The 25,194-nt window shown below is 41.4% G+C and carries 20 protein-coding genes; 16 read left to right on the top strand and 4 right to left on the bottom strand.

The annotated features are described in order from the left end of the window. The first annotated feature begins 4 nt into the window (after positions 1 to 4). Positions 5 to 424: a hypothetical protein gene (locus tag SC428_RS15275; RefSeq protein WP_070929227.1), complete on the top strand. Its 420-nt coding sequence runs from the start codon at positions 5 to 7 to the stop codon at positions 422 to 424. 42 nt (positions 425 to 466) lie between these two features. Here the strand turns inward: SC428_RS15275 and yfbR are convergent, their stop codons facing one another. Both yfbR and SC428_RS15265 read right to left on the bottom strand, forming a co-directional pair. Next, entirely contained in the window at positions 467 to 1,048 is a 582-nt protein-coding gene (yfbR, locus tag SC428_RS15270; protein ID WP_140178645.1) for a 5'-deoxynucleotidase, read from the bottom strand. 1,024 nt (positions 1,049 to 2,072) lie between these two features. Further along, positions 2,073 to 3,287 carry a pyridoxal phosphate-dependent aminotransferase gene (locus SC428_RS15265; RefSeq protein ID WP_070929229.1) on the bottom strand — a complete coding sequence of 405 codons (1,215 nt, stop codon included), beginning with the start codon at positions 3,285 to 3,287 and terminating at the stop codon, positions 2,073 to 2,075. Positions 3,288 to 4,048: 761 nt separating this feature from the next. On the opposite strand from SC428_RS15265, the gene SC428_RS15260 reads away from it, so the two are divergent. The 14 genes from SC428_RS15260 to nuoN all read left to right on the top strand — a co-directional run bounded on the left by SC428_RS15260 (position 4,049) and on the right by nuoN (position 20,740). After that, positions 4,049 to 4,978: a LysR family transcriptional regulator gene (locus SC428_RS15260; RefSeq protein ID WP_140178741.1), complete on the top strand. Its 930-nt coding sequence runs from the start codon at positions 4,049 to 4,051 to the stop codon at positions 4,976 to 4,978. A 776-nt stretch (positions 4,979 to 5,754) separates the two neighbouring features. Beyond that, on the top strand, positions 5,755 to 6,198 hold the full coding sequence (locus tag SC428_RS15255; protein ID WP_070929231.1) for an NADH-quinone oxidoreductase subunit A: 444 nt from the start codon (positions 5,755 to 5,757) through the stop codon (positions 6,196 to 6,198). Positions 6,199 to 6,216: 18 nt separating this feature from the next. Beyond that, entirely contained in the window at positions 6,217 to 6,891 is a 675-nt protein-coding gene (locus tag SC428_RS15250; RefSeq protein WP_004921127.1) for a NuoB/complex I 20 kDa subunit family protein, read from the top strand. Positions 6,892 to 6,964: 73 nt separating this feature from the next. Beyond that, the gene (gene nuoC, locus SC428_RS15245) at positions 6,965 to 8,764 is read left to right on the top strand and encodes an NADH-quinone oxidoreductase subunit C/D (protein WP_175442560.1); all 1,800 of its coding nucleotides are present in this window, start codon (positions 6,965 to 6,967) and stop codon (positions 8,762 to 8,764) included. Between the two features lie 2 nt (positions 8,765 to 8,766). Beyond that, positions 8,767 to 9,306 carry an NADH-quinone oxidoreductase subunit NuoE gene (gene nuoE, locus SC428_RS15240; protein ID WP_070929233.1) on the top strand — a complete coding sequence of 180 codons (540 nt, stop codon included), beginning with the start codon at positions 8,767 to 8,769 and terminating at the stop codon, positions 9,304 to 9,306. Next, the gene (gene nuoF / locus SC428_RS15235; protein ID WP_070929234.1) at positions 9,303 to 10,661 is read left to right on the top strand and encodes an NADH-quinone oxidoreductase subunit NuoF; all 1,359 of its coding nucleotides are present in this window, start codon (positions 9,303 to 9,305) and stop codon (positions 10,659 to 10,661) included. The genes nuoE and nuoF overlap by 4 nt, the downstream gene beginning before the upstream one ends. 98 nt (positions 10,662 to 10,759) lie before the next feature. Next, positions 10,760 to 13,483, top strand: a complete 2,724-nt coding sequence (nuoG, locus tag SC428_RS15230) for an NADH-quinone oxidoreductase subunit NuoG (protein WP_140186591.1) — start codon at positions 10,760 to 10,762, stop codon at positions 13,481 to 13,483. Next, on the top strand, positions 13,483 to 14,460 hold the full coding sequence (nuoH, locus tag SC428_RS15225) for an NADH-quinone oxidoreductase subunit NuoH (RefSeq protein ID WP_070929235.1): 978 nt from the start codon (positions 13,483 to 13,485) through the stop codon (positions 14,458 to 14,460). The genes nuoG and nuoH overlap by 1 nt, the downstream gene beginning before the upstream one ends. Positions 14,461 to 14,474: 14 nt before the next feature. After that, positions 14,475 to 15,017: an NADH-quinone oxidoreductase subunit NuoI gene (gene nuoI / locus SC428_RS15220; protein WP_070929236.1), complete on the top strand. Its 543-nt coding sequence runs from the start codon at positions 14,475 to 14,477 to the stop codon at positions 15,015 to 15,017. A 12-nt stretch (positions 15,018 to 15,029) separates the two neighbouring features. After that, positions 15,030 to 15,575: an NADH-quinone oxidoreductase subunit J gene (gene nuoJ / locus SC428_RS15215; RefSeq protein ID WP_070929237.1), complete on the top strand. Its 546-nt coding sequence runs from the start codon at positions 15,030 to 15,032 to the stop codon at positions 15,573 to 15,575. Further along, complete coding sequence (nuoK, locus tag SC428_RS15210) at positions 15,575 to 15,877, top strand: NADH-quinone oxidoreductase subunit NuoK (RefSeq protein WP_004921109.1); 303 nt, start codon at positions 15,575 to 15,577, stop codon at positions 15,875 to 15,877. The genes nuoJ and nuoK overlap by 1 nt, the downstream gene beginning before the upstream one ends. Then, positions 15,874 to 17,730, top strand: coding sequence for an NADH-quinone oxidoreductase subunit L (gene nuoL / locus SC428_RS15205; RefSeq protein ID WP_070929238.1), 1,857 nt, complete (start codon positions 15,874 to 15,876; stop codon positions 17,728 to 17,730). The genes nuoK and nuoL overlap by 4 nt, the downstream gene beginning before the upstream one ends. Positions 17,731 to 17,749: 19 nt before the next feature. After that, entirely contained in the window at positions 17,750 to 19,270 is a 1,521-nt protein-coding gene (gene nuoM, locus SC428_RS15200; protein ID WP_070929239.1) for an NADH-quinone oxidoreductase subunit M, read from the top strand. Positions 19,271 to 19,276: 6 nt separating this feature from the next. Continuing rightward, positions 19,277 to 20,740: an NADH-quinone oxidoreductase subunit NuoN gene (gene nuoN, locus SC428_RS15195; protein ID WP_070929240.1), complete on the top strand. Its 1,464-nt coding sequence runs from the start codon at positions 19,277 to 19,279 to the stop codon at positions 20,738 to 20,740. 56 nt (positions 20,741 to 20,796) lie between these two features. On the opposite strand, the gene SC428_RS15190 is transcribed toward nuoN, so the two are convergent. Together SC428_RS15190 and SC428_RS15185 are read right to left on the bottom strand one after the other, a co-directional pair. Then, positions 20,797 to 21,804, bottom strand: a complete 1,008-nt coding sequence (locus tag SC428_RS15190) for an alpha-xenorhabdolysin family binary toxin subunit B (protein ID WP_140178639.1) — start codon at positions 21,802 to 21,804, stop codon at positions 20,797 to 20,799. Between the two features lie 13 nt (positions 21,805 to 21,817). Beyond that, complete coding sequence (locus SC428_RS15185; protein ID WP_140178637.1) at positions 21,818 to 23,020, bottom strand: alpha-xenorhabdolysin family binary toxin subunit A; 1,203 nt, start codon at positions 23,018 to 23,020, stop codon at positions 21,818 to 21,820. A gap of 811 nt (positions 23,021 to 23,831) precedes the next feature. On the opposite strand from SC428_RS15185, the gene SC428_RS15180 reads away from it, so the two are divergent. Beyond that, positions 23,832 to 25,157 carry an isochorismate synthase gene (locus SC428_RS15180; RefSeq protein WP_140187283.1) on the top strand — a complete coding sequence of 442 codons (1,326 nt, stop codon included), beginning with the start codon at positions 23,832 to 23,834 and terminating at the stop codon, positions 25,155 to 25,157. Positions 25,158 to 25,194: the final 37 nt, after the last annotated feature.

Genomic DNA, 25,194 nt, shown 5'->3' with positions numbered 1-25,194 from the left:
ATAAATGAAAAAAGAACAAATTTTTGGTGAATATGAATATCTTACAGGTTATTGTGACTTCGAAAACTACTGGGGAGAGGAATTGATAGAAGTTGAGTTTACTCATTTTGTATCGGGACTTATTGACCAATCTGAAGTCTATGGAACAAGTAAAATAATCCATAATGTTCCTGATAAAACAAAAATAACGGATGCATTTGTGTTTCGATACGCAGTGGGGCCTTGGGATCGCTATGATTATTGGATCATTAAAATACACACAAAAAGTGGTAAAACGTATCAAAGCAAAAGACGATTTTATTGTTCATTAGGTGAACAGGATGATGGTAGGGCAATATTAGGTGTCAATGGTGATGCCAAAACGTTTTATGTCGCATTTCCGGTATCATCAGGATGTAATACCGAATTGAACGAAATAAATTAAATTCAGCAAGGAAGGAATAAAAATGTTATTCCTTCCTGTAAATTAGTTGCTAATTTCATCAAGGGAAAGTTTAAAACCAGGAACAAATATTTCGATAAAATAGTCCATTTCAGGGCTTTTTCTGTCAGATAGAATTTTTTCAAGGCGCTTTTTAGCCAATTTAAATTCACTATTTCCAGCAGATAGCTCTTCTAAGCATTTTAAATAGGCACAAAGTGAATCTGCTTGCTTGACAATAAAGTGCTCTTCTTCAGTTTGCAACTCTTCAATGATAAGTTCTTTAAAATCCTCGCGGAGTTCTTCAGGTAACATATCTAACAGCTTCTGTTGAGCAAACTTTTCTATTTTTTTATATTCATGAGCAATTTGTTCGTTATGATATTTGATGGGAGTTGGTAGATCGCCCGTAATCACTTCACTGGCATCATGATACATCGCGAGTAAGGCAACATGCTCAGGGTTAACATTCCCGCCAAATCGTTTATTTTTTATGATAGCGAGTGCATGGGCAACCATTGCAACCTGCAAGCTATGTTCTGAAACGTTTTCAGTGCGTACATTGCGCATCAATGGCCAGCGATGGATCAGTTTCATTCTAGCAAGGTGGGCAAAAAAGTAGCTCATGATTACTCCCTATTGGCTAAAGCTATATTGTAGTGGAGAAGGCTCAAAATTGATATGTATAATTTTAAAATTATATATCAATCCTATTGAACTTATTAATTAATTTATTGGTTACAGTTTACTGATAAGTGAAAGCAAACCTAAGACATGCATAAGCGTGTAATGTTAGTAGAAATAAACATAGCGATGATTAAGGCTGAATATTTATTTTTTATAGGATAGATAGTCGATAAATTATTTACATTGATATTTATGAGGTGATTACAAACTAAAAATAAGCAAGGTATGCCTTTTTATGAAATATCTGCATATATGGAGTATGTGCTTCCAGATATAGAGAATGAAAAATATAATCTAAAAATAGATGATTTTAATCGGAAGTGTTTAGTTAACTTATTATTTTAAAAGGTAACGTTGTTGTCAGATTTTGCTTGATGACGTGATGGCAACTTATTTATTGCGAGGGAATAATAAGAGAATAATCATTGCCTGTTTAATATGGATAATCAAATTAAGATTATAATGTTCTGCAACTATATAAGTTTATAATTAGTGTTTGATTTGACGTGATAAAAAACTATAATGAAAAGGTCATTATTATTCAATAATAGTAAGGAATGCCATGAAATACTTCCCCATTATTTTATTGCTATTTTTCTTAGCAGCAGTTTATTTTATTTCTATACTTTAAATTTTCATTTAAAACCATCTTTTCTCGATGGTTTATAAAAGTAAATTTCGAATGTTTATAGCAGTATGTTTTTATTGATGCCCTATTTCATTTATATTAAATTAATAAAATAGGGCATTACATTATATATTGTTGATACCGTTATTGTAGAACTTTATAGTATGAAAGGAGCAATGCTCTCATTGTGGTAAGAGCGTTAAATACTCGTTATACTTCAAGTTGCAGGGTTGTTGACTACATTCAGCTAGTCGAGTCATAGAGTTTATCTATGCTCCCCGCCTATCTTCACTTGTCGCCTACCTGCATCTCGAATTATTTAGAGTATATAGGGGATTATTGACGGTAGTTTTCGATAAAACGACCAAATTTATTAATTGCCATTTCAAGATCATCTGCATAGGGTAGCGTAACGATGCGGAAATGGTCAGGTTCCGGCCAATTAAATGCAGTTCCTTGCACTAAAAGTACTTTTTCTTGTAGTAGTAGGTCTAGGATCATTTTTTGGTCGTCATGAATATTAAAGCGCTTAATATCAATTTTAGGGAACATATATAGAGCACCTTGTGGTTTAACACAAGAGACTCCAGGAATTTGGTTGATAAGTTCCCATGCACGCTCACGCTGTTCATACAATCGGCCACCCGGCTGAATAAACTCACTAATACTTTGATAACCCCCTAAAGCGGTTTGGATAGCATGTTGCATTGGGACGTTTGCGCAAAGGCGCATAGATGCCAGCATCTCCAAACCTTCAATATAGCCTTTAGCTTGCTGTTTTGGACCATTCAAAACCATCCAACCTTGACGGAAACCGGCTACGCGGTATGTTTTAGATAACCCGTTAAAGGTCACTGTTAACAAATCAGGGGCAAGAGCAGCAATGGAATGGTGGACTGCATCGTCATAAAGGATCTTATCGTAAATCTCATCAGCAAAAATAATCAGATTATGTTGACGAGCAATCTCAACAATTTCTAATAATAGCTCTTTGCTGTATACCGCACCTGTTGGGTTATTTGGATTGATGATAACAATCCCGCGGGTACGAGGACTAATTTTTTTACGAATATCTTCAATATCTGGCATCCAACCTTGTTGCTCATCACACATGTAATGCACTGCATTACCACCTGATAAAGAAACTGCCGCAGTCCACAGCGGGTAATCAGGGGCAGGCACTAACATTTCATCGCCATTATTTAGCAGGGCTTGCATCGCCTGCACAATTAATTCAGAAACACCATTGCCAATATAAACGTCTTCAACCGTCATTTCACGGATATTACGTGCTTGATAGTGTTGAACGATGGCTTTACGGGCTGAATATAAGCCTTTTGAATCACAATAACCTTGTGAGCTTGGTAAATTGCGTAGAACATCAACCAATATTTCGTCTGGGGCTTCGAAGCCAAACGGTGCCGGATTACCGATATTGAGCTTGAGGACTTTGTTACCTTCTTCTTCTAAGCGTTTTGCTTCTTTTAAGACAGGCCCGCGAATGTCATAGCAGACATTATCAAGCTTGTTAGATTTCTTTATCGTATTCATTGTTTCTCTCATTACCCTATTTGGGATGCTTTAAGTAGGGGGATTCCGGCGAACAGTTCTACTCTACTCCTACCTCGGAAGCTTTTGAAGATAGTAGATAATTTTTGGTGTAAAAGGTTGGCTAATACCGTAATGCGATAGATGAATACTAAATATTTTTATTATATCAAACTAGTTATCTGTTTGTATTTATTAAGTTGGGTTTATATATCGTCAAATATCGCAGTTTTGGAGGAAAAAACAAAAAATCTTCATGTAGTTAAGTAAGAAATAAAAAATTTGTATCAAATTGTAAGATTGATGACGAAATTAGATGTTTAGAAATAAATTTCCACGAAATTTCAGCAAAAACGAGCTCTTTTTGTTAGTAATATTGATTGTTCTAGTAAAAAAGTAGCCACAAAGATTAAATCAAATGATTTCAATTTATTGATTTTAAATGATAAAATTGTCTTTTTGAGTATGTGCCTATAGGCATTTACATTAAAATAATTGCAATTACATTAAATATGTTACTATTTGCGGAGCGACAAAATAAGAAGGTTGTATTTGGGATTTAAATTAAATCGCTCACTTAGTAAACTTTTTTTGTCGTAGGTTGGTATTGTCGTTTTACGAGCTATCAACACATTTAAAGAGTAGTCAATGCGATCCTAGGGATTGGAAAGCACTAAGCAAGTTATTTTAAGTTATTAAACAAGCTGATCTCAAGGAGGAGAGCAGGAACACCAGGTACCATAAAATTATATAAGAGAATAATGATGATAAATTCCAATCGTCCAATAATGAATCTCGATCTGGACTTACTGCGCACATTCGTTGCGGTAGCCGATCTCAATACATTTGCTGCCGCCGCCGCCGCTGTATGTCGCACACAGTCTGCTGTGAGCCAGCAAATGCAACGTCTAGAACAGCTGGTAGGCCGTGAATTATTCGCTCGTCATGGGCGAAATAAATTACTTACCGCTCATGGTTTACAGCTTCTTGGCTATGCGAGACAAATCTTACGTGCTAACGATGATGCGACAGCATCATTGACCTACAATGACGCTGAAGGTGAGCTGCGCATTGGTGCATCGGATGATACTGTCGATATTTTATTGCCATTCTTATTAAATCGTATTGCGTCTGTTTTCCCTCGCCTTGCTGTTGAGGTAAGAATTAAACGTGCGCATTTTATTGAATCGATGTTAGATAATCATGAAATCGATTTAGCATTGACAACTGCACGTATTAGTCATCACCCTAAAACAGCATTGAGAACAGTGCCTGTATTATGGCACAGCGCACCTGATTTCCAATTGCGTGCTAATGAACCTATCCCATTAGTGGTAATGGATGAATCAAACCCATTCCGTAAAATGAGTACTGATGCATTAGATGATGCTGGATTGTCTTGGCATGTTGCCTATGAAGCTGCATCATTGCCAGCTGTCAGAGCTGCTGTGAATGCAGAAGTTGGCGTCACGGCACGACCAATGGAAATGCAAAATGCGGATTTACGTATTTTAAATGAAGCAGATGGCTTACCACGTTTACCTGATATTCAGTATTGGCTATATAAAAATGCGGATGAGCAAAAGGATTTTGTGCTGACGGTGTTTAGTGCCATAGAGAATAAAAAAATTCCTTATGCAGTTGCACCTACAGCCGATGATACAGTTGTCAGTGAAAGTGAAGGTTTATATTAATTATAAATTGTTCAATATCTATCTTCACGGGTCACCTACCTGTATCTCGAATTATTTAGAATATATCTAATAAGAATGCCGCGATGATGTCGCGGCTTTTTTTTGAGCAGTTTGTAGGTAAAAAAAGCGAATTAACCACTTAATAAGTATGGTTAAAATAATTATAACGTGAAATAATTGTGATGTGGATGGCAGAACAGAAATTTCATTTTTTCGTTAAGAAGTTGTTATGTTGTTAACAATCATATTTTGAATAATTGCTAAAATTGGGCTGCTTAGTCAGACAGTTACTTGATTTAGTGAGTAAAAAATAGTTAATACGACTTAGACTAAATTTGAATGTTCTGTAAACAATCTGAGTATATTTTCAATAAAACTGTGCGTTAGATCAAATAAAAAGAGCAAGTTTTCATCTGGTAAGACAGGTTTTTCCTGAGATAATAGTGTAGTAAAAGCGAATAATCAGTTAAACTAGTCATTGTGTTTACTAGGTGTATTATCACACTGACACGTTTTAGCTGCTTTTGAGTGTTTTTTGTTTCAACCTTGTTTTTAAAATGTCAAGGATTTGTAACAAATACGGGTTATTTTGCTTAAGTTAAGCAAAATAAATAGTCAGAGAGAGGACAAACCAAACGCAGTCTTCAGGCTGATTTTTATGTTTGGTGATGATTTTTGGTCTTTCTTCTCAGTTAACTGGGCAATTATGGTGCAATACTGCCGTGATGTTAAAAAGAGCAGATTTACGCACCATATGTAATGAGTAAGCAACGAGTATGTCTGAATCTATCCTAGCGTTAGCCCATAACTGGGCGTTTGCGATATTCTTTGTCGGCGCCATCGCCCTTTGTTCGTTTATGTTGGTCGCTGGTCATTTCCTCGGCAGTCGCGCCAAAGCCAGAACAAAACACGTACCTTATGAGTCCGGTATCGATTCGGTAGGGAGTGCCCGTCTTCGTATGTCAGCCAAATTTTATCTGGTTGCCATGTTCTTCGTTGTTTTCGATGTTGAAGCTATGTTCCTGTTTGCATGGGCCGTTGCCGTCCGTGAAGTTGGCTGGTTAGGCTTTATCGAAGCAGCAATCTTTATTTTGGTATTGTTGGCGGGACTATTTTACCTGATCCGCGTCGGTGCATTGGACTGGACTCCTGTCCGTTCACGTCGCGCAGTTAAAGGTCCTAGTGAAGTTATTAAAATCAGCAATCGTCATCCGCAGTAAAAAGCGAGGCATTATACAATGGATTATACGCTCACCCGCATAGATCCGAACGGTGAGAACGACCGTTACCCCCTGCAAACTCAAGAAATCGTTACAGATCCACTTGAGCAGCAAGTCAAAAACAGCGTGTATATGGGAAAACTTTCTCATGCATTACATGATGTGGTTAACTGGGGCCGCAAAAATTCTCTTTGGCCATATAACTTTGGTCTCTCATGTTGCTATGTCGAAATGGTAACGTCGTTCACAGCAGTTCATGACGTAGCCCGCTTTGGGGCAGAAGTACTTCGTGCTTCACCTCGTCAAGCCGACTTTATGGTCGTAGCAGGAACCTGCTTTACAAAAATGGCACCTGTTATTCAGCGTCTTTATGATCAGATGCTAGAACCAAAATGGGTCATCTCAATGGGCTCATGTGCCAACTCTGGTGGTATGTACGATATTTACTCTGTCGTTCAAGGCGTTGATAAATTTATTCCTGTGGATGTATATATCCCAGGTTGTCCGCCGCGCCCTGAAGCTTATATGCAAGCACTGCTTCTGTTACAAGAATCTATCGGTAAAGAGCGTCGTCCTCTTTCGTGGGTTGTTGGTGATCAGGGCGTTTACCGTGCCAATATGCAGTCAGAAAGAGAAAGAAAACACGGTGAACGTATCGCAGTGACTAACCTGCGTACCCCAGACGAAATTTAAGGCTTAAAGCCATACAGCGTAACAGAGCAATGTGTTGCGAAATAATAAACCTGATCAAGCGTTATGGTGAAGAATGATGACAGATCAGATAGCGCAAGAGAGTACCCAGCCAGGATGGCAGACACAAGATCACTTAAGTGATCCTGTGCTTCTGGAGTTGCGCAACCAATTTGGGCCGGATGCCTTTTCTGTTCAAGCAACCCGTACTGGCATGCCAGTTATCTGGGTAAGACGCGAACAGTTACTTGAAGTTGTAGATTTTTTGAAAAAATTGCCAAAACCGTATGTCATGTTATTTGACTTACATGGGGTTGATGAGCGTCAAAGAATACACAGACAAGGTTTGCCAGAGGCGGACTTTAGTGTTTTCTATCACCTAATCTCGATAGACCGCAATCGTGATATTATGTTGAAGGTGGCATTGAGTGAAAAAGATCTCAATGTGCCTTCTCTTGTTTCACTGTTCCCAAATGCTAACTGGTATGAGCGTGAAGTATGGGATATGTTCGGTATCACCTTCCAAGGTCATCCGAACTTACGTCGCTTACTGATGTCACCAAGCTGGGAAGGTCATCCACTCCGTAAAGATTATCCCGCACGTGCGACCGAGTTTGACCCGTTTGAGCTAACTAAGCAAAAACAAGATCTGGAAATGGAAGCATTGACTTTCAAACCAGAAGAGTGGGGCATGTCTCGCGGCAACGAAAACGAAGACTTCATGTTCCTAAACTTAGGACCTAACCACCCATCATCACACGGTGCTTTCCGCATTGTGTTACAACTTGATGGTGAAGAAATCGTTAACTGCGTACCTGATATTGGTTACCACCATCGTGGTGCTGAGAAGATGGGTGAGCGTCAATCATGGCATAGCTATATTCCTTACACTGACCGTATCGAGTACCTCGGTGGCTGTGTCAATGAAATGCCATACGTATTGGCCGTTGAAAAACTAGCAGGTATTGAAGTACCTGATCGCGTGAAAACGATCCGTGTTATGTTATCGGAACTGTTCCGTATCAACAGTCACCTGCTGTATATCAGTACTTATATTCAAGATACTGGTGCGATGACACCTGTATTCTTTGCATTTACTGATCGTCAGAAAGTTTATAACGTCGTTGAAGCCATTACGGGTTTCCGCATGCACCCTGCATGGTTCCGTATCGGTGGTGTAGCTCATGATCTGCCGCGTGGTTGGGATAAGTTGCTACGCGAGCTATTAGATTGGCTACCAAAACGTCTTGAATCTTATGTGACGACCGCACTGAAAAACTCCATTTTGAAAGGCCGTTCTATCGGCGTTGCTTCTTACACTAAAGAAGAGGCATTGGCGTGGGGTGTAACAGGTGCTGGCTTGCGTGCGACAGGCATTGATTTCGACGTGCGTAAATGGCGTCCATATTCAGGCTACGAAAACTTTGAGTTCGATATTCCAATTGCTCACAACGGTGACTGTTATGATCGTGTGATGATTAAAGTGGAAGAGATGCGTCAAAGTATTCGCATTCTTGAACAATGCTTGAAGCATATGCCTGAAGGACCTTTCAAAGCTGACCACCCATTGACAACTCCGCCACCAAAAGAGCGGACGTTGCAGCACATTGAAACCTTGATTAATCACTTCTTGCAAGTGTCTTGGGGCCCAGTGATGCCTGCCAATGAATCATTCCAGATGATTGAAGCAACCAAAGGGATCAACAGTTATTACCTGACGAGTGATGGTAGCACCATGAGCTATCGTACCCGTATCCGTACACCGAGTTATGCGCATTTGCAGCAAATTCCAGCGGTGATCAGCGGAAGTCTGGTTTCTGACTTGATTGTCTATCTGGGTAGTATCGATTTTGTAATGTCGGATGTGGATCGCTAACCATGCATAATGAACATAATAAGCAGACCAGTCTTGATGGTGTTAATGTTTTTGAACCAACACCTCAGCACGGCTTCGTATTAACAGAGGCTGAGCGTGCTGAAATTGAAGGTGAAAAACATCACTATGAAGATGCACGTGCTGCCTCAATTGAAGCACTGAAAATTGTGCAAAAAAATCGTGGATGGGTTGAAGATGGCGCTATCCACGCGATTGCTGAAGTACTGGGCATCCCTGCAAGTGACGTCGAAGGCGTAGCGACATTCTATAGCCAAATTTTCCGTCAACCTGTTGGTCGCCACATTATTCGCTATTGCGACAGTGTGGTCTGTCACATCACGGGTTATCAGGGATTAGAAGCTGAAATTATTAACCAGCTCAATATTCGCCCAGGTCAAACAACACAAGATGGTCGTTTTACATTACTACCAACCTGTTGTTTGGGTAACTGTGATAAAGGTCCTACCATGATGATTGATGAGGATACCCACAGCTACGTACAGCCTGAAGATATTAAAAAGTTACTGGAGCAGTATCCATGACAAACTCCTTTCAACCCGTGATCCGTACTGCCGAGACACATCCGTTGACATGGCGCTTGCGCGATGACAATCAACCTGTTTGGTTGGATGAGTACCGCAGTAAAAACGGATATAAAGGTGTAGAGCGTGCACTTAAAGGCATGGCTCCTGATGAAGTGGTTAACTTAGTCAAAGACGCTGGCTTAAAAGGTCGCGGTGGTGCAGGTTTCTCCACTGGTCTGAAATGGAGCCTGATGCCAAAAGACGAAAACATGAAACTACGTTACTTTTTATGTAACGCAGATGAAATGGAACCGGGCACATATAAAGACCGCCTTTTGATGGAACAACTGCCACATTTATTAGTTGAAGGCATGATCATCGGGGCATTTGCACTCAAAGCTTACCGTGGTTATATCTTCTTGCGTGGCGAATATGTTGAGGCAGCAAAACATCTGCGTCATGCCATCGAAGAAGCAAAAGCTGCGGGTCTGCTTGGCAAAAATATTTTGGGTTCTGGCTTTGATTTCGAACTGTTTGTGCATACAGGCGCCGGTCGTTATATTTGTGGTGAAGAAACCGCACTGATTAACTCCCTTGAAGGTCGTCGTGCTAACCCTCGCTCAAAACCACCATTCCCTGCGACATCCGGTGCATGGGGCAAGCCAACCTGTGTAAATAACGTTGAAACTATCTGTAACGTACCTGCGATTTTAGAGCATGGAGACCAGTGGTATATCAACTTAAGCGCAGGTAAGAGCAAAGATGCCGGCACCAAATTGATGGGCTTCTCTGGCCGCGTTAAAAATCCGGGGTTGTGGGAGCTGCCATTTGGCACCACAGCACGTGAAGTGCTAGAGGACTACGCGGGTGGCATGCGCGATGGTTTGACCCTAAAAGCATGGCAACCGGGTGGTGCAGGTACGGACTTCCTGACAGGTGATCACCTTGATCTACCAATGGATTTTGAATCTATCGGTAAAGCAGGGAGCCGTTTAGGTACGGCATTAGCTATGGCTGTTGATAACGAAATCAACATGGTCTCTTTAGTTCGCAACCTTGAAACTTTCTTTGCTCGTGAGTCATGTGGTTGGTGTACACCTTGCCGCGATGGCTTGCCATGGAGCGTGAAAATTTTACAAGCGTTGGAAAAAGGAGAAGGGCAACCGGGGGATATTGAAACGTTAGAGCAGTTGTGTCGTTTCTTAGGTCCGGGTAAAACCTTCTGTGCTCACGCACCGGGTGCGGTTGAGCCTTTACAGAGCGCCATCAAATATTTCCGTGAAGAATTTGAAGCGGGTATCTCGCAAAAAGATCTGCGCAATATTGCCCAGATAGCCGGTATCCAACCCAACTTGCTGAAACAGCGTTGGTAACGCTTTTGCGAATGAGCAACCGCAAAAGTTATTTTTCACGAAGAACGTATTTTTGATTAACGCCTGCTTTGAGCGGGCCTTTGGGAAGCATGCTGACTATGGCTACAATATATGTAGACGGCAAAGAATATGACGTAAACGGGTCTGAAAACCTGTTACAAGCCTGCCTTTCTCTGGGGCTAGATATTCCTTATTTTTGCTGGCATCCGGCGCTGGGAAGCGTTGGCGCTTGCCGCCAGTGTGCGGTTAAGCAATATCAAAACGCGGATGACACCCGCGGTCGTCTCGTTATGTCCTGTATGACACCCGCAACGGAAGGTACTTACATCTCTATTGACGATGAAGAAGCCAAACAATTCCGTGAAAGTGTCGTTGAATGGTTAATGACCAACCACCCACATGACTGCCCAGTCTGTGAGGAAGGTGGTAACTGCCATCTGCAAGATATGACGGTGATGACCGGTCATAATATGCGTAAATATCGTTTCACGAAACGTACTCACATTAATCAGGATCTAGGGCCTTTCATCAGTCATGAGATGAACCGCTGTATCGCCTGTTATCGTTGTGTGCGTTATTATAAAGACTACGCTGATGGCACTGACTTAGGCGTTTATGGTGCACATAACTATGTTTACTTCGGACGTACGGAAGATGGTACGTTAGAGAGCGAATTCTCCGGTAACCTCGTTGAAGTTTGCCCTACAGGTGTCTTTACCGATAAAACTCACTCAGAACGCTATAACCGTAAATGGGATATGCAGTTCGCACCGGGTATTTGCCAACAGTGCAGTATCGGCTGTAATACCAGTCCAGGTGAGCGCTATGGTGAACTTCGCCGTATCGAAAACCGTTATAACGGTTCAGTAAACCACTATTTCTTATGTGACCGCGGTCGTTTTGGTTACGGCTACGTTAACCGCAAAGACAGACCACGTCAGCCACTCTTAAATAAAGACGGTGTTAAGCAAGTTGTTTCTGCAATCGAAGCAATGCAAAGTGGTGCACAAATAATCAATCAAGCGAAAAAAGTGATTGGTATTGGTTCGCCGCGCGCGAGCATCGAAAGCAACTATGCTTTACGTGCATTAGTGGGTGCAGAAAACTTCTACTCAGGTGTTTCGGCTGATGAGCAACGTCGCCTTGAGTTGATGCAAAATATCTTACAAAACGGTGGTGTTTATACGCCTAGCCTACGTGAAGTTGAAGGCTATGATGCGGTGCTGGTATTGGGTGAAGACTTAACTCAAACTGGTGCACGCATGGCACTTTCCGTTCGTCAAGCTGTAAAAGGCAAAGCACGCGAAATGGCAGCAGCACAGAAAGTCGCTGATTGGCAAATCGCTGCGATCATGAATATCGGTCAACATGCGAAATATCCACTGTTTATCACTAACGTTGATGATACTCGCTTAGATGATATTGCGGCATTTAACTATCGTGCGCCAGTCGCTGATCAAGCGCGCTTTGGTTTCGCCATTGCGAATATGATCAACGGTGATGCACCCGCAGTTGCTGATTTACCAGCTGATTTAAAAGCCAAAGTAGAAACCATCGCACAAGCGCTGGCAGGGGCTAAAAAACCATTGATTATCAGTGGTAGCCACTCGGCAAGTGATGCCATGATCCAAGCTGCTGCAAACGTTGCCTTTGCACTGAAAGCGAAAGGTGCACAAGTTGGTTTATCTTACCTTGCATCGCATGCAAATAGCTTCGGTTTAGCCATGATGAAAGCGCAATCATTAGATAGCGCATTTGCGCGTATTAACGCGAACGAAGCTGACGTTGCTATCGTAATGGAAAATGACCTTTATCGTCATAGCAGTGTCAATGTCGTTGATAGTGCACTGGCTAAATTGAAACACTTGATTGTTGCCGACCATCAACACACTGACATCATGGATAAAGCGTCATTGATTTTGCCAGCTGCAAGCTTCGCAGAAGCCGATGGGACTTTAATCAACCAAGAAGGCCGTGCACAACGTTTCTTCCAAGTGTTTGATCCATCTTTCTACGACAAATCTATCGTGATGAACGAAAGCTGGCGTTGGTTGCATTCTCTGCAAACGGAAGCACAAGAACGTGACGCTGACTGGTCTCAACTTGATCATGTGATTGCGGATTGTGTTGCGGCACTGCCACAGTTCGCCGGTATTGTTGATGCAGCACCGAAAGCGTCTTTCCGCATTCGTGGCCAGAAGTTAGCACGTGAACCACATCGTTACAGTGGTCGTACTGCAATGTTGGCAAATCAATCAGTCCATGAGCAACGTCAACCGCAAGATAAAGACACTGCGTTTGCCTTCTCAATGGAAGGTAACAACAGCCCAACGGCTCCGCGTCAGCAAATTCCATTTGCATGGGCACCTGGTTGGAACTCACCACAAGCTTGGAACAAATTCCAAAGCGAAGTCGGTGGGCATCTACGTTTCGGTGATCCGGGTGTGCGTCTGTTTAATTCAACTGAAGCTAAATTGGCTTATTTCACTGATATTCCAGCGGCTTATCATGCAACTGAAGCACAGTGGGTGGTTGCGCCTTATTATCATCTGTTCGGCAGTGATGAAATGTCACAACGTTCAGAGGTGATCCAAGAGCGTATGCCTGAGCCTTATGTGATGTTGAATGCACAAGATGCAGCAGCTCTCGGTTTGGGTGCTGGCGCTAAAGCGGAATTCAGTCATCAAGGTCAAGCTTTCAATTTGACTGTACGTTTAAGCCAAAATCTGTCGAGTGGTCAAATCGGTCTGCCTTTGGGGATGCCAGGTATTGCACCAGCAATGGCGGGTGTGTCAGTCAATAATCTACGGAGGGGTGCATGATGGATTGGATATCCCCAGAAGTGATGGAAGTGTTAATTTCCATTCTTAAGTCGATTGTCATCCTATTGGTTGTCGTTACCTGTGGTGCGTACATGAGTTTGGGTGAACGTCGTATTCTCGGCTTATTCCAAAACCGTTACGGTCCTAACCGTGTTGGACCTTTTGGCATGGGGCAATTAATTGCCGACATGTTCAAAATGTTGTTCAAAGAAGACTGGATCCCACAGTTTGCGGACAAAAAAATCTTTACGCTAGCGCCAGTGATTGCATTCTGCTCACTGTTCCTTGCGTTTGCTATCGTTCCGGTTAGCCCAACATGGCACGTTGCAGACTTGAATATCGGGATCTTATTCTTCCTGATGATGGCAGGTCTGGCTGTTTATGCGGTGCTATTCGCTGGTTGGTCAAGTAACAACAAATACTCACTGCTCGGTGCAATGCGTGCATCTGCACAAACGGTGAGTTATGAAGTGTTCTTAGGTCTATCACTGATGGGTGTGGTTGCTCAAGCAGGCTCATTTAACCTGATTGATATCGTCAATTCACAAGAAGGCATGTGGAACGTTATTCCACAATTCTTCGGTTTTGTGACTTTTGCGATAGCCGGGGTTGCGGTATGTCACCGTCATCCATTTGACCAACCAGAAGCAGAGCAAGAAATCGCCGATGGTTACCACGTAGAATATTCAGGTATGAAATTTGGCCTGTTCTTCGTGGGTGAGTATATCGGTATTGTGACCGTTTCTGCGCTGATCGTGACACTGTTCTTTGGTGGCTGGCATGGTCCATTCTTGCCGTCGTTCCTGTGGTTTGCGATTAAGACTGCCTTCTTCATGATGATGTTTATCTTGATCCGTGCATCTTTACCGCGTCCGCGTTATGACCAAGTGATGTCCTTTGGCTGGAAAATCTGTCTGCCACTGACGCTGCTTAACCTGCTGGGTACCGCAGCAGTCATTTTATACAATGCTCAGTAAGGGGTGATTGAACCATGACATTGAAAGATTTATTGGTCGGTTTCGGCACTCAAGTACGCAGTATTTGGTTAGTTGGATTACATGCGTTCCAAAAACGTGAAACACAAATGTATCCTGAAGAGCCTGTGTACCTGCCACCCCGTTACCGTGGTCGGATCGTACTAACTCGTGATCCAGATGGCGAAGAGCGTTGTGTTGCTTGTAACTTGTGTGCGGTTGCTTGCCCTGTAGGCTGCATCTCATTGCAAAAAGCAGAACATGAAGATGGTCGCTGGTATCCTGAATTTTTCCGCGTTAACTTCTCACGCTGCATTTTCTGTGGCTTGTGTGAAGAGGCTTGCCCGACAACGGCTATCCAATTAACGCCTGACTTTGAAATGGGTGAATGGCGTCGTCAGGATCTTGTTTACGAGAAAGATGACTTATTAATTTCAGGTCCGGGTAAATATCCTGATTATAACTTTTACCGTAAATCGGGTATGGCGATTGCAGGTAAAGACAAAGGTGAAGCGGATAACGAAGCCAAACCGATTAACGTCAAAGACCTGTTGCCATAAGGAGCGATATTCATGGAATTTACATTTTATATCGCCGGTCTGGTTGCTGTATTAGCAACTTTGAGGGTGATAACCAATACTAACCCGGTACATGCGTTGTTGTATCTGGTTGTTTCTTTGCTGGCACTGTCCATGGTGTTCTTTTCACTCGGCGCGTACTTTGCGGGTGCATTAGAAATCATCGTGTATGCAGGTGCCATTATGGTGTTGTTTGTTTTCGTCGTGATGATGCTCAACCTCGGACGCTCTGTACAAGAGCAAGAGCGTGAGTGGTTAGCGCCAAAAAATTGGATCGGGCCGGCAATTTTGTCTCTGGTTCTATTAGCGCTATTGATTTATGGCATCACTAGCTTGTCATACCAAGAAGGTATTGCAGGTACGGTGATCAGTGCAAAAGAAGTGGCTATCAGCCTGTTTGGACCTTATGTCCTCGCGGTTGAATTAGCGTCACTGCTGTTGCTTGCTGGTCTCGTGGTTGCGTTCCACGTCGGTCGTGACCGCTACGAAAACGGCGCTGACATTGTTAGCAATGCCAATGCAAATGCGGAGGAACAATAATGATACCTCTTCAACATGGTCTGATTTTAGCGGCGATTTTATTTGTAATGGGACTAAGCTGTCTTGTTATCCGCCGTAATTTGCTGTTCATGCTGATCGGACTGGAAATCATGATTAACTCAACTGCGTTAGCTTTCGTTGTCGCAGGGAGTTTCTGGGGGCAACCAGACGGCCAAATTATGTACATTTTGGCCATTGCGCTGGCTGCTGCGGAGGCGAGTATTGGATTGGCGTTGTTACTGCAACTCCATCGTCATCGTCAGAATCTGAATATTGATAAAGTCAGTGAGATGCGCGGATGAACTTACTCTATTTAACCATTTTGCTGCCACTACTGGGGTCTGTGCTACTCGCATTTTCCCGCGGTCGTTGGTCAGAAAATGTTTCAGCTATTATTGGTGCTGGGGTAGTCGGCCTTGCAGCGGTTGTTGCACTGTATGTGGGTATTGAGTTTTTAGAACAACCTGTACTTGCAAACGGCGCATATCCTCCGTATACCGAGCTGCTTTGGACTTGGATGTCAGTGGGTGACTTTAATATCCCATTTAGTCTTCGCCTTGATGGCCTCTCACTGACAATGTTAGGTGTTGTGACAGGGGTTGGCTTCTTGATCCACGTGTACGCTTCTTGGTATATGCGTGGCGAAGAAGGCTATTCACGTTTCTTTACCTACACGAACCTGTTTATCGCGAGTATGGTGGTTTTAGTCCTCGCTGATAATATGATGCTGATGTATCTAGGTTGGGAAGGGGTAGGGCTGTGCAGTTACCTATTGATTGGTTTCTACTATACCAATCCAGATAACGGCAAAGCCGCGATGAAAGCTTTCTTTGTAACCCGTGTTGGTGATGTGTTCTTAGCTATCGGTATGTTTATTCTGTGGAATGAACTGGGTACCTTGAATTTCAGCGAAATGGCTGTTCTGGCGCCACAAAAAATGGCGGAAGGCGGCACAGCAATCACATGGGCAACCTTAATGATCTTAGGTGGTGCGGTAGGTAAATCTGCCCAGTTACCACTACAGACATGGTTAGCTGATGCGATGGCAGGTCCAACTCCAGTTTCTGCACTGATCCACGCAGCAACCATGGTGACTGCGGGTGTATATCTTGTCGCGCGTACTCACGCGTTGTTCTTGATGGCACCTGAAATTCTACATTTAGTCGGTATTGTTGGTGGTGTGACGCTGCTATTTGCAGGCTGTGCTGCATTGGTACAGACCGATATCAAACGTGTACTTGCTTATTCAACCATGAGTCAAATCGGTTATATGTTCTTGGCGCTTGGTGTGCAAGCATGGGATGCGGCAATTTTCCACCTGATGACTCACGCTTTCTTTAAAGCGTTACTGTTCTTGTCAGCGGGTTCGGTGATCATTGCATGTCATCACGAACAAAATATTTTCAAAATGGGTGGGTTGCGTAAGCAAATCCCTTACGTCTACGCTGTGATGTTAATTGGTGGAAGTGCATTGGCGGCATTGCCTCTGTTTACCGCTGGTTTCTACAGTAAAGATGCGATTTTATGGGGTGCTGAAGTTGATGGGCAAACCGTTCTGTTATGGGCCGGCCTCATCGGTGCACTGCTAACCGCAATGTATACCTTCCGTATGATTTTCATCGCGTTCCACGGCGAAGCGAAAATCAAAGCGCACAAGGTCAAAGGCTTTACTCACTCTGTACCACTGGGCATTTTAGCTATTCTAGCAACATTTATTGGTGCACAAATCCACCAGCCGCTAGAAGGTGTTTTCCCTGTTAACCCGCTAGAGCATGAAGCTGGCAAACTACAGTTGGAAATCCTTTCAGGTAGTCTCGCGGTTATCGGTCTGTTGATTGTGACATTCATTTATCTGTTCAGACGTTCTATCGCAACAGGCATCGCTAAAAGCGCGCCGGGCCGTTTCTTCTCTACGTGGTGGTATCACGCGTGGGGCTTTGATTGGCTGTACGATGTTGTCTTTGTGAAACCTTTCAAAGGTGTAGCATGGTTGCTGGAAAGCGATCCAATTAACTCATTGATGAATTTACCTGCTTGTTTGTCTCGTTGGGCAAATAAAGGGTTAGCAGTGAGTGAAAACGGTCAAGTCCGTTGGTATGTTGCCTCATTGGGGCTGGGTGCAGTGCTGATTCTTGCTCTGCTGCTTTTGGTTTAATTAAGGGACACATTGCGCCATGCTATTACCTTGGCTAATACTCATTCCCTTCATCGGAGGCCTGCTAAGTTGGCAGGCTGACCGATTCAGCCATCGTGCACCTCGTTGGGTTGCGCTGGCTTCAATGGGAATAACATTAATATTATCAATCCAGCTGTGGTTGCAGGGAGATTATTCTCTGGCAAACCCACAAGGCATCCCACAATGGCAAGCCGTATTCTTTATGCCGTGGATCCCATCGCTGGGGATTAATTTCCATCTTGCTATTGATGGTTTATCGCTACTGATGGTGGTATTGACCGCGATTATGGGTGCTTTCTCAGTACTCAGTTCATGGAGCGAAAACCAAGCTAACCAAGGTGCTTATCACTTTAACCTGTTGTGGATTATTGCAGGGGTGATGGGGATCTTTACGGCCGTTGACCTGTTTTTATTCTTCTTCTTTTGGGAAATGATGTTGATCCCAATGTACTTCCTGATTGCGAACTGGGGGCACAAAGGGGCAGAAAACAGACAACATATTAATGCAGCAACTAAGTTCTTTATCTACACACAAGCCAGCGGCTTGATTATGTTAGTGTCGATTGTTGGATTAGCATTAGTCCACTTCGGTGATACTAGCGTGTGGACATTTAACTACAATGAGTTGCTTGGCACTCAGATGTCTAGCACTGTTGGCTTTATGCTAATGCTAGGTTTCTTTATTGCCTTTGCAGTGAAAATGCCGTTAGTTCCATTTCATGGGTGGATGGCAGATACGCAAGAACAGTCTCCAACGGCGGGTTCTGTTGATATCTCAGGTATCATGTTGAAGACAGCCGCTTATGGCTTGCTACGCTTCACTTTGCCTCTGTTCCCTGAAGCGTCTATTGAATTCACACCAATTGCGATGACACTCGGTGTGATCAGCATCTTCTATGGTGCTTGGTTAGCGTTTAAACAGACGGATATCAAACGATTAGCTGCCTACAGTAGCTTGTCTCACATGGGATTTGTCACTGTTGCTATCTATGCAAGTTCAGTACTTGCGTACCAAGGCGCGGTGATCCAAATGATCACCAATGGTCTGTCAGGTGCGGCATTGATTATTATCAGTGGCCAGCTGTATGAACGCACACAGACTCGTGATATGCGCATGATGGGCGGCTTGTGGAAACGGATCAAATGGTTACCGGGTTTGTCACTGTTTTTCGCTGCTGCAACATTAGGTATGCCGGGAACAGGTAACTTTATCGGTGAATTTATGATCCTGTTCGGTACATTCAGCCAGTTCACCTTAGTGACTTGCATTATGGTCTTTGGTGTGGTGTTTGCATCGGTTTATTCATTGTGGATGATGCAACAAACTTACTATGGTACACCAAAGTCCGAAAGCGAAATGAAAGGGTTAACTGCACGTGAGTTTGGTGTGCTGCTAGCTCTGGCTGTATTACTGGTTATCATCGGTTTCTTCCCTCAACCGCTGTTAGATACTTCAGCGGGTGCGATGGAAACATTACATAACCTGTACACTGCTTCACTTACAACATTAAGGCCGTAATTCGCCATGACAATAACACCTCAACAATTGATCGCAATACTCCCGCTGTTGATCGTCGGATTGACGGCGGTGGTTGTGATGCTGTCCATTGCGTGGCGACGCGATCATCTAACAAGTGCCACATTGACAGTATTTGGCTTCGCAGTTGCGCTGCTATCACTGTTCTTTATTGCTGATAGTTTGCCAATGGAAGTCACTCAGCTTATTCGTGTTGATGGCTATGCAATGTTCTACACTGCACTAGTCTTGATTGCGGGTATGGCAACAAGCATCTTCGCCTTCCATTGGTTGGAAGGTTTCAACGACAACAGAGATGAATTTCATTTGCTGCTGACAATTGCAGTGGCAGGTGGGGTATTACTTTCAATGTCTAACCACATGGCATCAATGTTCATTGGTATCGAGCTGATTTCGTTACCTCTGTTCGGCTTAGTGGCTTACACATTTGAGCGTAAACGCTCGCTGGAGGCAGGTATCAAGTATATGGTGCTATCTGCTGCCGCTTCTTCTTTCTTGTTGTTTGGTATCGCGTTACTGTATGCAGAATCAGGTAGCCTGAGCTTCTCTGCGGTGGGCCAGAGCCTCACTGACAGCCAAATCCATGCCCCACTCGTATTAGTCGGTCTAGGTATGCTGATCGTTGGGTTTGGTTTCAAACTGTCTCTGTTCCCATTCCAATTATGGACACCTGATGTTTATCAAGGCGCACCAGCTCCTGTAGCGGCATTCTTAGCAACAGGCAGTAAGATAGGGATCTTTGCCGTATTGATGCGTATCTTTATGGAAGCACCAGCAGCGCAAAGTAATACCTTAGCGATTGTGGTAAGTGTGATAGCGATAGCATCTATTCTGTTTGGTAACTTGTTGGCTATCACTCAGAAAAGTGCAAAACGTCTGCTTGGTTACTCATCAATTTCGCATATGGGATACCTGCTTGTTGCGTTAGTTGCATTACGCGTTGACCCAATTGCATCGCAAGTGACAGTGGCTATTTATTTAGCAGGCTATTTATTTGCAAGTTTAGGTGCGTTTGGTGTGATTAGTATTGTATCTAGTCCGTACCGTGGTGATGACCAAGACGATATAAGTGCTTTCCGTGGTCTGTTCTGGCATAAGCCAGTATTAGCCACTGTGCTAACCGTGATGATGCTTTCTTTAGCAGGGGTGCCGATTACATTAGGATTTATTGGTAAATTCTATGTGATTATCTCTGCGGTGAATGCGGAACTATGGTGGTTAACTGGTGCAGTCGTTGTTGGTAGCGCTATTGGTTTGTTCTATTACCTACGCTTTATGGCAAGCTTGTATAGCCGTGATGCAGAGCATGCAGATCGTTATACTGGCCCTGCAAAAGCCACTTTTGGTACTGTTGTAGCAGCAATTTGCGCTATCATCGTTATCCTAATGGGTGTATGGCCACAGCCTCTGATCAATATCGCTTCAAGTGCATTAGCAGTAATTAGTTTGTAATTAATACAGTTGATTATTGCTAAACAGAGCGGCTACCTTTGAGTAGCCGCTTTTTTTTAATCGGCTAATTGGCGCTGATATTGATATTCTGTCTCAAGGATAAAATCCATAAAAGTATTACAAGATTTTATCGCTTTATGGATATCCATTATTTCTTCATTTAAACAATGATTTATATAATCAATCCATTGTTGTAAATAACTCTGTAGCTGTTGGAAGTTTTCGATAATACTGTTTTTATTTTTTTCTATTTTCGTGACATCACCGGCTAATGTCAGTAAATAATCCAGTTTATTACTACGTTCACTATATTCTCTAGCTTGTTCCCTTAAAACAAATAACTGGTCGGTTAAATATAATCGAGCATCAACGAGTTTCATGAAATCTAAGCCATTATCAATAATAACCAAAAGACGTTTGGCACAATCGATCGCTAATTTTATTAAATCTTTCTTTGACGGTGGGATATCCATTGACTCAATGACAGAAATCTCTGGAAAAATTTTATCAAACATATCAGAAAGTCGATAATTTAATATGACTTCTTCAGCCTTAATAATAATATTCATATCTTGAGTGAATTCTTCTATCTTTTTATTATTGTTTTCAATGGATATTAAAAGATTTGCTTTCTTTTGAGTATAATAATGGTGTTTTAGTTGATTTATTTCATCAAGTTCCAATACTGATAGAAAATCGATAGTTGTACGCAATGGTGTCTTTAATTTGATAATTTCATCTTTAAGATCAGCAAGGTCATCAATAAACTCGATGGTTTCTAGTTCATTGAGGCTTTTTTGATATTGATTTGTTTCATGATATGCGAAACTATTGTACATAGTACTGTTTATGATGTAGCGAGTTTTTAATTTCATGATAGGGAGTGAGTTTCTAACTAACTCATTTAGATGACTGGCTTGGTTAGATATTCTTTTTATTTGATTGAAAATAATAGGGTCATAATTAATAATGCTTTGATTATAATTTTTAATTTTATTAGTTAGCATTCTTACTTGATAAATTTCAATTTTAGGTAAAACAGGAGTCGTTGCAATAGTATACATATGATTACCTTTATTAAACCTGAGAAGATTTAGTGAGCTGAACATCAAATAGTTCGACTAGTTGATCTGCATATATTTGAACTGAGACCCATGCAGTGATAATTTTTTTAAAACGGGCAATGAATTTAAGAAGATTTTCAGCATTATCGATACGAGAGAATGTCTCTATCGATTGGTTAATTTCTGTTAATATCACGAGCCACATATAATCTAAATGGTCAATGGCTAAGCGGGCATCTTTAAAATGGCCTTCAATTTTTTGTAGATTAATTTGAATATCAAGGATTGTTTTCTTCATAAAACGGTCGCGGTTAATTTGTTCATTTAATTCACTAATTTGATTTATTAACCCATTTTTCCTGTGGCGAACTTTTTCTGCTTGGCTACCAAATATTCCTCCTGTGATGATTAAACCGATAAGACCACCAGCAAGCCCTGTAAAACTGAGTTTAACAAAATGTTTATATTCTTTTTCGAGGATCATCACTTCGTGTTTAAGCGCTGAGATCTTTTCAATTAGATTAGATTCTGTATGAGTATCATCAGTAGAATCTAATTGCATATAAATCGATTTAATTTTAAAAAGTAAAGAATCGACTTCTTGATTGTTAGATAAATTCCCTCCGATAATATGTACTCGAAAATCAGAAATAATATTTTTTATCTTTGATGTCTTATCTGCTTGATTTAAAATATCATCTTTTATAAAACCTAGAATGCTGAGTAATTCTGTAGCAATCTGTTGATCGTCATTTTGATATCTTATATTTCGTAGTTCTTCCGCAGAGAGTTCATCTAAGCTGTTTGCTATTTGTTGGACAATTGGCATGTGATTAATATAATCGACTATTTGATTACCTGTTTGAACAATATTTCGGCTAGTTAATGATAGATTAATCGCTTGCTGTTTTACTTGTTGTTCAACATTATCCCAAGTTTTTGCATGACTATTAATTAGTTGGATAGTATTTGTGAGGTGGCTGATTTCAAGCGGAAAGTTTGCTGAGCTACTAATTTTAAACCATGACAAGATATCGTGAGAAGAAGTGGGTAATGTTAATGCAAAGTTGATGTATTTATGAATATTGATAAGATCGAGTTGAGTGAAAATTCCGGGGGCACGGGCAGAAAGAGGATCTTGGTTAGTTAATAATGCAAGCGTTACATTTCCTATATTTTCTTTTTCAATTATTTTATCATAGTTTGTATCACTCATAATGATTGGTTTCCAATTTAATAACGGGTTAATATAATAGGTATATAATCTCTTAACTCATAGCGACTCGTCATATTTTAAGTTTGTATTTGAATCGTTTTTTTATTTATTATTTAAAATAAAATAGAAAAACATTAATATTCTATGCTCTATGACGTAATGTATTAATTTAGATTTATTTATACCCAGTGAGTAGTGACTAAGCTACTTGAATGTTTGTAGAATAGAAGATAATAAAATATGAGAATATATATTAGAAATTGACGTATTAATATAATCATCATTGATTTTACTTCCAATCAATCAATAGAGTATTGTATATATTATAATATAGTTAGTGATACTTAACTCAGATCTCTATTATTTTAATTTAAAAATGAAAATGTCTATTTTTTCTTCATCCACTGAATAATTTATCTCAACATAATTGAGATTTATTTGAATTGTGTAAATCGCTAGCGTTGTCAAAATTGTTAATAGTGATAACTTAATTTGATTTAGGGGAGGTTAATGCTCATTCTTATTACGATATGCGTATTAATTAGTCATCGTATTTTCATGTTTATTGGGGTAATAAATGCTAAGTTAGTGATGAAATTTGATATAAATCAAAGAGATTCAATTTTAAATTTAGCCATAATATACAAATAGATAGACTATATCTTGTTGATAAAATAGGAAGCTATTGTTAAAGCAAATTTGATTTTTTTATTGGTAACACCTATTGTCAGGAATAATGAATGTGTCAATAAATTATATTGCACTATATAATTACCTACAGTCTTTGTGGGGATGGCAGTAGGGATCTAAAGTGGCATATAAAAAAATAGATAATTTAGTAACTGGAATTCTTCAACAACTGTCAGAATTGGTATTGAATAATCAAAATTTGACTCGTTTATGCTGGAAAGTTGAGGGGCAATCAGCTTTTCCAGGGCTTGAATGGCTATCTGAACAGCCTTGCTACCCACAATTTTATTGGTATCAGCGTACTGGTACTGATGAATGTAGTGCAATTGGCACTGCATGTGAATTTAATGATATTGATGCAGCAGAAGCTTTTCTCTCCGCTAATGCAGATTACCCTGATATGCGTCTATGGGGGCTAAATGGCTGGAATGCATTTGGCGATGGCATCACAAAAGCTGATAAACAGAATGCAGCTTATTATTTTTTACCGCGTTTAGAAATTTTTCGTCAACGTTCATCAATCACCATCACTATTAATATCGTGGGGGAACAGGATCGCTTGGCTGCGATAGAATTTCTAAAGCAGCTTAAACCTGTTACATCATCAGTTCTTCCTTTAGATGCACGAATCATAAGCTATGAGCATTCACCAGAAAAAAAACAATGGTGTGAATTGTTGAGCGATGCAATTACCCGCATGAAATCTGGCCATATGGAAAAGGTGGTGATGGCGCGGGAGACTAAGCTCACTTTGTCAAAATCCGTATCAGTGGCTGAATTTTTATTGGCTAGCCAACAAGTGAATCATCAATGTTATCACTTTATGATGGCGTTTGATAAACAGTCGGGTTTTTTATCATCTACACCTGAACGCCTGTATTTGCGTCAAGGAACCCAATTAAATTCTGAGGCATTAGCAGGTACCGTCGCTAATGATATGGATGACAATATTGCGGCACAAAATGCAAAATGGTTGATGGAAGACAGTAAAAACCAGCATGAAAACTTAGTTGTCGTTGATGATATTTGCCAACAACTACAAGGTATTGTCACAGGAATTGACGTCTCTCCAGCGAAAATAATTCGCTTACGTAAGATCCAACATCTATACCGTTCGATTGCGGCAACGCTGATCTCTTCATCAGATAGCGAATGCCTTCAACGATTACAGCCTACCGCAGCAGTGTGTGGCTTACCTCGCGCAGTTGCACGACAATTTTTAACTGAACATGAGCCTTTTTCTCGGCGTTGGTATGCCGGAACGGGAGGCTTCGTTAGTCTTAATAAAAGTGAATTTGCAGTTTCATTACGCTGCGCTCAAATTGAACATCAAAAATTGTCGCTATTTTCTGGTGCAGGTATCGTCAGCGATTCTGATCCCGAACAAGAATGGATTGAAATTGAAAACAAGGCTGCGGGTTTAAAATCATTGCTTGAACAGGATTAATATCCTTATTAATAGAATGGTTATTTTCTTTTGCTTT

This window comes from Providencia sp. 2023EL-00965 (genome assembly GCF_033550225.1).
Taxonomy (GTDB): Bacteria; Pseudomonadota; Gammaproteobacteria; order Enterobacterales; family Enterobacteriaceae; genus Providencia; species Providencia manganoxydans.
This window is presented reverse-complemented; position numbering and strand designations above follow the sequence as displayed.